Annotated in this window: 12 protein-coding genes, 1 tRNA gene and 1 pseudogene; 6 read left to right on the forward strand and 8 right to left on the reverse strand. The window is 70.4% G+C overall.

Features of this window, described 5'->3' with window-relative positions; genetic code table 11:
• The first annotated feature begins 18 nt into the window (after positions 1-18).
• On the forward strand, positions 19-144 hold the full coding sequence (locus tag ACIQ3R_RS10195; RefSeq protein ID WP_397418069.1) for an SDR family oxidoreductase: 126 nt from the start codon (positions 19-21) through the stop codon (positions 142-144).
• A gap of 123 nt (positions 145-267) precedes the next feature.
• Complete coding sequence (locus ACIQ3R_RS10200) at positions 268-1,785, forward strand: alpha/beta hydrolase domain-containing protein (protein WP_397418038.1); 1,518 nt, start codon at positions 268-270, stop codon at positions 1,783-1,785.
• Between the two features lie 85 nt (positions 1,786-1,870).
• Here ACIQ3R_RS10200 and ACIQ3R_RS10205 read toward each other — a convergent pair whose 3' ends face one another.
• Positions 1,871-2,626 carry a hypothetical protein gene (locus tag ACIQ3R_RS10205; protein WP_397418040.1) on the reverse strand — a complete coding sequence of 252 codons (756 nt, stop codon included), beginning with the start codon at positions 2,624-2,626 and terminating at the stop codon, positions 1,871-1,873.
• Positions 2,627-2,880: 254 nt separating this feature from the next.
• Positions 2,881-3,975 (reverse strand): glutathione S-transferase family protein, encoded by a 1,095-nt coding sequence (locus ACIQ3R_RS10210; protein ID WP_397418042.1) that lies wholly within the window; start codon positions 3,973-3,975, stop codon positions 2,881-2,883.
• A gap of 289 nt (positions 3,976-4,264) precedes the next feature.
• On the opposite strand from ACIQ3R_RS10210, the gene ACIQ3R_RS10215 reads away from it, so the two are divergent.
• A complete protein-coding gene (locus tag ACIQ3R_RS10215; protein ID WP_397418045.1) occupies positions 4,265-4,867 on the forward strand; it encodes a DedA family protein in 603 nt (200 codons plus the stop codon).
• Between the two features lie 83 nt (positions 4,868-4,950).
• On the opposite strand, the gene ACIQ3R_RS10220 is transcribed toward ACIQ3R_RS10215, so the two are convergent.
• Positions 4,951-5,026, reverse strand: a tRNA-Ile gene (locus ACIQ3R_RS10220).
• A gap of 128 nt (positions 5,027-5,154) precedes the next feature.
• On the opposite strand from ACIQ3R_RS10220, the gene ACIQ3R_RS10225 reads away from it, so the two are divergent.
• Positions 5,155-5,913, forward strand: coding sequence for an SIMPL domain-containing protein (locus tag ACIQ3R_RS10225; RefSeq protein ID WP_397418048.1), 759 nt, complete (start codon positions 5,155-5,157; stop codon positions 5,911-5,913).
• Here the strand turns inward: ACIQ3R_RS10225 and ACIQ3R_RS10230 are convergent.
• Entirely contained in the window at positions 5,885-6,379 is a 495-nt protein-coding gene (locus ACIQ3R_RS10230; RefSeq protein WP_397418051.1) for a hypothetical protein, read from the reverse strand. The two genes, ACIQ3R_RS10225 and ACIQ3R_RS10230, sit on opposite strands and share 29 nt — an antisense overlap.
• Positions 6,380-6,407: 28 nt before the next feature.
• Positions 6,408-7,286 (reverse strand): alpha/beta hydrolase, encoded by an 879-nt coding sequence (locus tag ACIQ3R_RS10235; RefSeq protein ID WP_397418054.1) that lies wholly within the window; start codon positions 7,284-7,286, stop codon positions 6,408-6,410.
• Positions 7,287-7,422: 136 nt separating this feature from the next.
• Between ACIQ3R_RS10235 and ACIQ3R_RS10240 the strand changes: the two genes are divergently transcribed.
• Positions 7,423-8,670 (forward strand): serine hydrolase domain-containing protein, encoded by a 1,248-nt coding sequence (locus ACIQ3R_RS10240; protein ID WP_397418057.1) that lies wholly within the window; start codon positions 7,423-7,425, stop codon positions 8,668-8,670.
• Positions 8,671-8,673: 3 nt separating this feature from the next.
• On the opposite strand, the gene ACIQ3R_RS10245 is transcribed toward ACIQ3R_RS10240, so the two are convergent.
• On the reverse strand, positions 8,674-9,498 hold the full coding sequence (locus ACIQ3R_RS10245; RefSeq protein WP_397418060.1) for an FkbM family methyltransferase: 825 nt from the start codon (positions 9,496-9,498) through the stop codon (positions 8,674-8,676).
• Positions 9,499-9,582: 84 nt separating this feature from the next.
• On the opposite strand from ACIQ3R_RS10245, the gene ACIQ3R_RS10250 reads away from it, so the two are divergent.
• Positions 9,583-9,795 carry a flagellar basal body rod C-terminal domain-containing protein gene (locus ACIQ3R_RS10250; RefSeq protein WP_397418063.1) on the forward strand — a complete coding sequence of 71 codons (213 nt, stop codon included), beginning with the start codon at positions 9,583-9,585 and terminating at the stop codon, positions 9,793-9,795.
• 188 nt (positions 9,796-9,983) lie between these two features.
• On the opposite strand, the gene ACIQ3R_RS10255 is transcribed toward ACIQ3R_RS10250, so the two are convergent.
• Both ACIQ3R_RS10255 and ACIQ3R_RS10260 read right to left on the reverse strand, forming a co-directional pair.
• Positions 9,984-10,433, reverse strand: coding sequence for a DUF6152 family protein (locus ACIQ3R_RS10255; protein WP_397418066.1), 450 nt, complete (start codon positions 10,431-10,433; stop codon positions 9,984-9,986).
• A 28-nt stretch (positions 10,434-10,461) separates the two neighbouring features.
• Positions 10,462-10,729: pseudogene (locus ACIQ3R_RS10260) on the reverse strand (hypothetical protein); the annotation flags it as partial.

Raw genomic sequence — 10,729 nt, forward strand, 5'->3', positions numbered from 1 at the left:
CTCGCCCGCCACAGCGCCATGAACCGCCTGGGCGAAAGCCAGGAAGTCGCCGACGCTATCGAGTACCTGCTCTCCGACAAGTCCAGCTTCATCAACGGCGTCGCCCTCCCCCTCGACGGCGGCCCGATGACGCGGCTGTACTGACCCGCAATCCCCCTACCCTCCGTCATCCCCCGGACAGGCGGGGGGATGACGGTCGATAGGTAGGGGCGTGCGTCGCCGATGAGCCCGCGCTATGCCTCTCCCGACAACGAGAGGGCGCGCGCGATGGGCAGGATCCAGATGAACCGGCGGAACTTCACCGCCCTGACCTTCGCCGCCGCCACTGCGGCCCCTGCGGCCCACGCCGCCGATCTCCCAAAGGTCACGGCCGTCCCCGGCGCGCCGGCCCTGCGCCTCGGCGCCTTCGACCTCAAGGCCAAGGGGTATGTCGTCGAGGAGTTCTTCCTCGCCGGAACCGCCCAATCCTACCGCCTCGCCGGAGAGCCCACGGTCGACGGCCGCTGGCGGGCGCTCCCCGCCGAGACCGCGCCCTACGCCACCCGCATCGTCGTGGTCCGCCCCGCCGACCCCAAGCGCTTCAACGGGACGGTGGCGGTCGAGTGGCTCAACGTCACCGCCGGCCTCGATGCAGCGCCGGACTGGTCCTACCTGCACCGCGAGCTGATGCGCGGCGGCTACGCCTATGTCGGCGTCTCGGCCCAGCGGGTCGGCGTCGAGGGCGGCTCCCGCTTCGGTTCCAGCGGCGCGCTGAAATCCGCCAACCCGACCCGCTATGGCGCGCTCAGCCATCCCGGCGACGCCTATAGCTTCGACATGTTCACCCAGGTCGGCCGCGTGGTGGACTCCGGCCAGGTGCTGGGCGGGCTCAAGGCCGCCCGCGTCCTGGCCATGGGCGAGAGCCAGTCGGCCTCTTACCTGACCACCTACGTCAACGCCGTCGACCCGCTGGCCAAAGTCTTTGACGGCTTCCTGATCCACTCCCGCTCCGGCGGCGCCGCGCTGCTCTCCCCGCCGCCGCCCACCGCCGCCGCCGGTCCCGGCGGCCCCCCGGGCGGACCGCGAGCCCCCATCGGCACGCGCCTGCGCGACGATCTGCGCGTCCCCGTCCTCACCCTGATCGCCGAGACCGACCTGATTGGCAGCGGCGGCGGCGGCTTCCTGGCCGCCCGCCAGCCCGACAGCCGCCGCCTGCGCACCTGGGAGATGGCCGGAACGGCCCACGTCGACAACTACGCCCTGATGGTCAGCGCGATCGACACCGACGAGACGCCCATGGCGACCAAGGTCGCCGCCTGGCGCCCCACCCGGGCCACCCTGCTGGGGATGCTGATCAAGCCGATGAACGCCGGGCCGCAGCATCACTACATCGCCATGAGCGCGCTCTCCCACCTCGATCGCTGGGTGCGCACGGGCCGCGCCCCGCCCAAGGCGCCCCAGCTCGAGGTCACGCCCGCCGCCGAGGGCAAGCCCGCTACGCTGGTCCTCGACGCCGAGGGCAACGCCAAGGGCGGGATCCGATCGCCGTGGGTCGATGTCCCCACCGCCCGCCACTCGGGCCTCGGCAACTCCGGCGGCCCGCTGGGCTTCCTGGCCGGCTCCACCGAGCCCTATGACGCCGCGACCCTGGCCCGCCTCTATCCCGGCGGCGGCGCCGACTACAGGGTCCGCTTCACCGCCGCACTCGATAGCGCCATCAAGGCTGGCTTCATCCTTCCCGCCGACCGCGCCGGCGCCCTGGCCCTGGCCGAGGCGGTTTGGGCCGATCAGACGCGGGCGAAGTAGCGGGCCTGCTCATTGCCCCGTCCCCTGGAATGAACTGGCCGTCGGGCGTCGGGATAGAGCAGCGTCCGTTTCAGCGAAAAGCGCTCTAGACCTGCGCCAGGCTCTTGGACCCGGCAGCGCCACGCAGCTGGGTCGAACCCGACGCCAAGCCACTGCCGTTCTGACGGACGGGGATCGGGCGGCGCGCATTGGCTCGCATCCAGGCCTCGTCCGGCGCCACCGGCGACACGCTCAACTTCACGGGGGCGTCCGGCCCGGCGATTTGCCGGACCACCTCAGCGATCTGCGCGGTGATGATATGGCCCTCGCTCTCGGGAGTCTGGCGCTGGCTCTCGGTCCATTCGAGGGTCCAGTTGCGGCTGGGCCTCTCCTTCATCGGCGGCGAGTCGCGCACCTCAATCGGCCGGAACACGCGCCCCCACACATCCCGCACCACAGCCATCATCAGAGGCGCGCCGGCCATGGCGAGCCCCACCGCCACGGATTCATGGCTGAACGGCGCGCCCAGGATCACCACGCAGAGGAAGCCCACGGCCTGCCCGGTGGTCAGGCAGAAGGCGCGGGCCAGATCATGGTCGCGCGCTTCCTCCGCGGTCGGCTCGTGACGGCCGACTTCCAGGGCGCGTATGGCCAGCACCACGGCCGGCGCCAGCAGCAGCGTCACAACGAAGGCCGCGGCGCGCGGCGCGCCCACCTGGGTCATCCCCGCCGCCAGCGACAGCATCAGCAGCGGCACGGCCACGGCCAGGGCGAACCAGGCGCTCACGTTCACCTTCGGCGGCGCGGTCGCCAGGAGGAACGCCACGCCCGGCCGCCAGCGCACTTGGGTCGGCGGCGCCACCGGTTGGGCGTCACGGAAACTGGCGCTGGCGGGATGGCTGGTTATCGGACAGTCCCTTCTTCTGAAGGGTCCCTGCTTCAAGACGTCGCCGTCACCATCGCGCGCCGCCCCTTAAGCCGCCTTTAAGCCCGCGGGGGATTGTCCCGGGACGTCGTGTCGCGCCCTGGCCGAGGCGGTGTGGGCGGATCAGACGCGGGCGAAGCCGCGGCGCTTGATGTCCTGAAGAGTCCGCCGACCGCGCCGGTTCGGTCCGGTCAGTGGAGGTCGGATCGCCGGCCGGTCGACTCGGGCGACAGCGGCGGGATCGTCTCCCGCTCCCCCGGCCCCAGCTGCAGCCCCTCCCAGCAGCCGTGCCGTCGCAGCCTCGCTTCCAGCCCGCCGGCGCCCGCCGCCAGGGCGTCGGCCAGGGCCAGTTTCAGCCACCCCAGGCAGTTCGCGCGATAGGGCGCCGTGCGCGCCACGAACGGCTGTCCGCGCAACGCGACCGACACCTTCGGCGCCCCGTCCCGCACTGCGGCGGCGTTGGCGACCATGTACGGCAGGAACACCTCGCCGATCAGGTCCAGCAGCCGCGTCACGCCCGGCCCGTCCGGCGTGGCCGGATCGCGCCACGCGCCCTCGATCCCGGACGCGTCGTCCAGATCCTGCACCCACTGGAACGTCCGCACCGCGTCGCGCCGCATGATCGCCGAGGCGCTCGGGTCGATCGCGCACTGCGACAGCTGCCCGAACAGGCCGATGTCGCCGATCGAGGGTCGTCCGCCGAACAGGAAGCGGCTGACTTCCAGCTGCGCCTCGATGGCGGCCAGCACCTCGCCATAGGTCGACCGCAGCAGGGGCCGGTTCACCTCGCGGTCGCCCAGCCGGGCCAGCACGCCGGTCTGGCGCGTGCGGAAACGTTCGATGATCGCGTCGAACTGCACCCGGGGCATCGCCCCCAGCCATCCGGCCATCTGGCGGCGCGCGCAGAAGTCCTGATCCGCCTCGGCGCCCCAGCGGAAATCGAACATCGGCTGCACCAGCCACTCGTCGGCGAAATCCTCGATCAGCAGGGCCAGGAACCGGTCGCCCGGATCGTCCGGCAGCAGGCTTCGCGCCCCCGGATGCCGCGCTTCAAGCGCCAGGATCATCGGCGTGGTGTCGGCCCAGTATCGCCCGTCGGGAACCTGCATCACCGGGATCATGCCCTTGTCGGCCGCCTTGAGCTCGCCGCCCTCCCCCAGATAGCCGGGCGGGACGACCCAGTCGTGCGCGATGCGCCGGCATCGCAGCGCGGCGCGCAGCTTCAACGAATAGGGTGAGCCGGGCCCGCCCAGGATCCGGTAGCGACCCCCATCAACGTCCGTCATGCAGCTGTCCTCGCCCCGCCTTCGCCTTGAAACCCGTCGTCACCTTGCGACCCGCGGCCAGCTTCACCGCCATCCGGCGATCCGGACAATGCTTTTCAGTGCCCGAGATTGTCGGCATCCGGGGTTTCGGGATCGGTCGATCCGATGGCCTGAAGACGCCGCGAGGGCCTTGTCATGCGGCGCCGCCAACCCACCTGGAACCTTTCCCGTTCAGACGGAATCAACAGAACCGGGCGAAAAGCCTCGAATTCAAACGTTTAGAGCGTCCAAGGGCGCATCAAGGGTCGGCATGTTCGAGTGGGTTGTGGCGGCGGTGGCGGCGGGCGGGCTCCTGGCGGTCGCCTTCCTGATGTTCGCGGAAAACATCGTCCCGCCGATTCCCTCCGAGGTGATCATGCCGCTCGCCGGCTTCGCCGCCGCCCAGGGCCACCTCAGCTTCGCCGGCGTGGTCCTGGCCGGAACCTTCGGGGCGGTCCTCGGGGCCAGCGCCTGGAAGGTGGTCGGCCGTTGGGTGCAGCGGGACAAGCTGCGCGACTGGATCGGTCGACGCGGGCATCTCCTGACTCTCGAACCCAAGGATCTCGATCAGGCGCTGCGGTTGTTCGAACGCTATGGCCCCGTCGCCGTCTTCACCGGCCGCCTCATCCCGACCGTGCGGACCTTCATCTCGGTGCCCGCCGGGATCGTCCGCATGCCGTGGCCGAGCTTCCTCCTCTGGACGACCCTGGGAACCGCCCTGTGGACGGCGGGCCTGGCCGGAGCGGGCTACATCCTCGCCGCCGAGTATCACCGCGTGGAACAATGGATGGACCCGGCCACCCTGATCATCATCGGCGGCGTCGTGCTCCTCTACCTCTACCGCGTCATCCGCCTGCGCCGGAACCGGAGCTAGGGGGGGCCGCCTCGATCGAGAGGATCAGCCAGAGCATCATCGAAAAAGCTGACATCCGAGGATCCCGGAACGCTCTCAAAGGCTGGTGGGCCCGGCAGGACTCGAACCTGCAACCAGACCGTTATGAGCGGCCGGCTCTAACCATTGAGCTACAGGCCCCTGCAGCGCTTGGAGAGCGGGCGCGTTACCATGGGCGGAACGCCGCTTAAAGCCTAGGTTCATGTAGGCCCTGCGAGGGATGCACGCGCCGCCCGCTTTGGGACCCCGAGGACGCAGAGAAAGTGACCATGAAGACCCTGATGACCGCCGCCGCCCCTCTCGCCCTGGCCCTGGCCCTCGCCGCGCCGGCCGCCCTGGCTCAGTCGGCCGCGCCCGAAGCGGCGCCCCGGTCGACCGCCGAGACCATGTTCAAGGCCACCACGCTCAACCTCTCGGCTTTCGGCGAGACGCGGGTGGCGCCCGATATGGCGTCGATCTCGCTGGGCGTGATGACCGAGGCCAAGACCGCCGCCGAGGCGCTCACCGCCAACGCCGCGCGTATGAACGCCGTGATGGCCACCTTCGCCAGGGCCGGGATCCCGGCCAAGGACATCCAGACCTCGAACCTCAGCGTCAATCCGCAGTACCGCTATGTGGAGAACCAGGCCCCGCTGCTGATCGGCTATCAGGTGTCCAACCAGGTGACGATCGTGGTGCGCGACCTCAAGAAGCTGGGCGCGGCGGTCGACGCCAGCGTCAACGCCGGCGCCAACCAGGTGAACGGCATCAGCTTCGGCCTCTCCGGCCCGGCCGCGGCCGAGACGGCGGCGCGCGAGGCGGCGGTCAAGGCGCTGCTGGCCAAGGCCGATCTCTACGCCCGGGCCACCGGCTACCGCGTGGCGCGTCTGATCACCCTCTCGGAAGGCGGCGGCTATGCGCCCCAGCCGCCCGTGCCGATGGTGGCCATGGCCATGCGCAGCGACATGGCCGAGAAAGCCTCCCCCATCTCCGGCGGCGAGCTCAGCGTCCGCATCGACGTCAACGCGTCGTTTGAGCTGGTGCGTTAGCGGCGGGAGAAACCCCCGCCCGCCGGAAGGCGCCCTTCAGCCGATCCGCCATCATCAGGCCCGGGAAGGCGCGGTCGCCCTCCATCATCGCGGCGTAGACGAGGTCGGTCCCTTCGATCGGGCCGGACGCCCAGCCCACGCCGCGGGACCCGTCGGGCAGAGTGTCGCACGAGAGGGATCGCGCCTTGCCGTCGGCGGCTGTGGCCTTCAGCAGGTCGGTGACCGTCCGCTGACCCGGCCCGTCGCAGGCCGGCAGGGCGCGGCCGCAGGCGGTGGCGGAGTTGTAGCGATAGAGCGTGCCGCCGCCGCCGGCCTTGCTGATCAGCAGGCAGGAGGCCGGATCGCCGATGGCGCGGGAAACGGCGTCGTCCAGCCGGGCCTTGTCCACGCCCGGCGGCGCGCCCGGCGCGCAGGCCGCGACGCTCAGGACCAGGCCGAGGAGCAGAGGATGAAACCGCGTGTCCATGGCATGCACCCTAGCCCACGCGGGAGCCTCAGTCTGCTGACGATGCCGCATGCTTCATCAGGAAGCCGGCCATCTCGTCCAGCACAGGCGCCCGGCCGCGCAGCGGCCGCGAGAGCGCCAGCAGGATGGCCGCGTGGTCGAGACCGGCGTACCCCCGCTCCTCCACCACCGCGCCCGCCGCGCGCAGCCGCGCGGCCAGCCGCTGGGTGTTGCGCGGCCAGACCACGTTGTCGCTGAGGCCCGTGGCCAGGAAGGCCGGCGTCGAATCGGCCCGGGCGAAGGTTCCGGGCTGGGTTCCGGGCAGGTCGGGCGCCTTGCCGAACACCTTGATCGTGGTCGGGTCATCCAGCGGCAGGAAGTCGTAGGGACCCGCCAGGCCCGCCACCGCCCTGACCACCTCCGGCTTCACGCCGACCGCGTTGAGATAGCTCGGGTCCAGCCCCAGCATCACCGCGTTGTAACCGCCCGCCGAGTGGCCGCTGAGCGTAATCCGGCCCGGATCGCCGCCGTACCGCTGGGCGTTCTCGGTCAGCCAGCGCACCGCCAGCGCGCCGTCCTCCAGGAAGCCCGGGAACCGCACCTGCGGATGCAGCCGGTAGTCGGCCACCACCGCCACAAAGCCCCGCGCCGCCAGCGCTTGACCGACCCAGCCGTAGTCTTGACGCCGCCCGGAGTTCCATGACCCGCCGTAGAAGAACACGCAGACCGGCGCGCCCTCGGTTCCGCGCCGCGCATAGACGTCCAGCCGCTGGCGCGGATCATCGCCATAGGCCTCGCCCCGCCAGGCGATCACGCCGCCATCCCGGGGCGTCAGGGTCGCGAACAGGCCGAGCGGCGTGCAGGCCGCGGCCAGGCTGGCGCCGAGACCGGCCAGCGCCAGCCGCCGTGTGGGGAGGGGATCGTGCATCTGACCTCGGCTTAGGATCGTTCCGGCGCGCGTGCAACGCGCCCGGCCGATACGCCGCCGCCCGCGTCGTGGATGCCCTTGACGGACCTCGCGGCGCCCTGTGGTGATGCAGCCCGCAGATCAAAGGAGACGCCCCGTGGACGCCGCTCAGACCTCAGGCGAAATCAATCCCGCCGCCCTCGCTCAGGTGCGCCCGGCGCTGCAGGGTCTGGTCGACCAGAACCTGCTCTCCGGCATCCTCACCCTGGTCTGGCGCAAGGGCGAGGTGGTGCACAGCGAGGCCATCGGCCGGCGCGACATCGCCTCGAATGCGGCCATGACTCGCGACACCCAATTTCGCATCGCCTCCATGACCAAGCCGGTCACCTCCCTGGCGGTGCTCATGCTCATGGAGGAAGGCAAGCTCAAGCTGTCCGACCCGGTCACCCGGTGGCTGCCGGAACTCGCCGACATGAAGGTGCTGAAGGCGCCGAACGGCCCGCTCGACGACACGGTCCCGGCCGCGCGCGACATCACGGTGGAGGATCTCTTCACCCACCGCGCGGGTCTCGCCTACGGCTTCACCTCGATGGGCCCGATCGCCCATGCGCACGAGGCCGCGCTGGGCTCGCCGCTGGTCAATCCGCTGGCCCCCGACGCCTGGCTGAAGAAACTGGGCGAACTGCCGCTCACCTACCAGCCGGGTGAGCGGTTCCATTACAGCCACGCCACCGACGTTCTGGGCTTCCTCGCCGCCCGCATCGAGGGCCGGCCGCTGGGCGAGGTGCTGAAGGCGCGGATCTTTGATCCCCTCGGCATGTCCGACACCGCCTTTTGGCTGCCGCCGGGCTCGCGCGACCGCCTGGCCCGGCTCTATCAGGCGCCCGCCGAGGACGGCGCGTCCCTCAAGGACGTCTCGCTGCCGATGGACGACACGGCCCCCGCCTTCGAGGGCGGCGGCGGCGGCCTGATCTCCACGGCTGACGACTACCTCGCCTTCGCGCGAATGCTCATGGGTCGCGGCGAGGTGGACGGCGTGCGGCTGGCCAAGCCCGAGACCGTCGACCTGATGTCCGCCAACCGGCTCACCGACGTCCAGCGCGGCCACACCTTCATGGGCATGCCGTTCTGGATGAGCCAGGGCTTCGGGCTCGGGCTCTCGATGATCCTCGACGCCGAGAAGCACCAGTGGATGGGCGCGGGCGCCGCGGGTTCCTACGGCTGGCCGGGCGCCTTCGGCACCTGGTGGCAGGCCGACCCGACCAACGACATGATCCTGATGTACCTGATCCAGGACTCCATGCCGCTGGGCCCCGAGGCCGTCACCGCCATGCAGGGCCAGCGGCCCACCGGCCGGATCGGCGGCGCCATGTTCCAGAAGATCGTCTATTCGGGCCTGGGCTAGAGCTCAGCCCCGCACCCGCGGCGCCAGCGAGGCCCGCGGGATCGGCGGGACGGGCGACTTCCAGTTATCCGGGTCGATCGCCGGGGCCGGCGGCCCGCCCGGCGTATCGCGGTGAATCGCCAGGATGTTGGCCGAGACGATGCCCTCGAAGACGTTCTCCGACCGCCCGGCCCAGTTGTCGGGGGCGTAGAGCGGCGGCGCGTGCCACCACTGGCGATAACCGAACCCGTCGATCAGCGAGATCACCTCCTGCTGCTGCTCGGCCACCAGGTTCTCCACATAGAGCACCGGCCGGCAGCGCCGGATGGTCTCGGCCGCGCCGCGCAAGGCGCGCGGCTCCGAGCCTTCCACGTCGATCTTGATCAGCCGGCAGGCGGCCAGGTTCAGCCCGTCGATGGTCGTGAGCCGCACCTCGTGGCCCGGCATCGGACTGTCCGCGTCCAGCACCGCCACCGAGCCGAAGTTTTGCGGCGCGCCGTAGTCGATGGCCGGCATCCGCACCCGCCCCTCCGCCTCACCGCAGGCCTCCGGCAGGGCCGTGACATTGGTGATCCCGTTGGCCACCAGATTGGCGCAGAGCGCCTGGAACACCGGCTGCTGCGGCTCGAAGGCATACAGCCGGCCCGGCGCGCACGCTCGCGCCAGGGGCACCGTGTGCGCACCGATATTGGCCCCCGCCTCGACCACCACCGCGCCGGGCTTCAGGATCTGACCCAGCAGTTCCACCTCGCGTTCGCTGCATTCGCCATAGAGCTCCAGCGAACGGCCCACATAGGCGTCGCCCTCCAGCACCCACATCGGGCCATGGCGTGTCTCGACCTGCTTCACGGCTCCCCCTCCTCTCGCACTCAAGGTCCCGCTAACCACGACTGTCAGAGCGCGCTTAACGCCGGCGCGAGCATTGTGGGTTACATGGACCCGATCAGCATCGCCCGCTACGGCCTGATGGCCGCCACCCGTCGCTTTGAGGACGCCGCCCAGGAGATCGTCGGCGCGCCCGACGGCGACACGGTCGGCGCCATGGTCGACATGACGCAGGCAAAGCAGGCTTTCACGGCCAACCTGTCGGTCATCCGCTTCTCTCAGGACATGTGGGACGATCTGCTGGCGATCCAGAACCGCTAGGGCACGTCCCAGTCCGCTTGAATCAAGCCGACTGGGATGAAACGTGCGCGCCCCTTTGATGTCGGGGCCGTCTCCATCCCGTCAAGGTGATCCATCATGACCGGGACGGCCGCTAGCCGGCTTCGCACCCGGCTTCGGACCCGCCGCCGCAGAAGCGGCCGGCGCACCCGGCCGGGACGAGCTTCGCCTTATCTCTCGCTGGCGTCCGCGCCGTCCCTCGGCGCGCCGGTGCCGGACGAGCCCATGAACAGCTTCCTGCCATCCGGGAAGGTCACGTCACGGCCGTTGGCCTTGCAGGCCGGGCGGCAGAGCTTGTCCTTGGACTGGTAGCCGCGGACGATGATCTCGGTGCCGGGCTTCAGCGAGTTGCGGTCGATGCCCGAGCGCAGAAGCGTGTTCGGCGTACCGCCCTCGACCATCCAGGCGGTGGTGGTGCCGTCCTTGTTGACGTTGGCCAGATGCACCCAGGCGTGCGGGTTGATCCACTCCACCCGCGTCACCTTGCCCCGCAGCAGCACCGGCGCCTTGCCATCGAACTCGGCGGCGAAGGCGTGGTGGGCCCAGGCCGCGCCGCCCGCGGCGGCGGCGCCCAGCACGGCGGCCACGGCGCCGGCGATCATCAGCTTGGTCTTGGTCATGGTCATCGCCTCCAACGCGGTTTCCGGCCTACTTCAACGGCGTCTTGCGCAGATCGCCGTACATTAGCTCTTCGACGAACTCCACGCACTTGAACTGGTTCAAACGCGCGTCTTCGCCCTGACGCTTGTAGAGATTGAAGCTCATCTTCCAGGGCCGGGTGAAGGTGTTCGGGTCGGTGATCGTCGCCTCATAGCGCATCGTCATCGGCCCGGTCGGGGTCCAGCGCTCGACCACCGTCATCTGGTCGGAATGGTGGTTGCCGGCGCGGTCGAACCAGGTGCGGTCGTTCATGCCG

Source organism: Phenylobacterium sp., from assembly GCF_044371015.1.
Classification (GTDB): Bacteria; Pseudomonadota; Alphaproteobacteria; order Caulobacterales; family Caulobacteraceae; genus Phenylobacterium.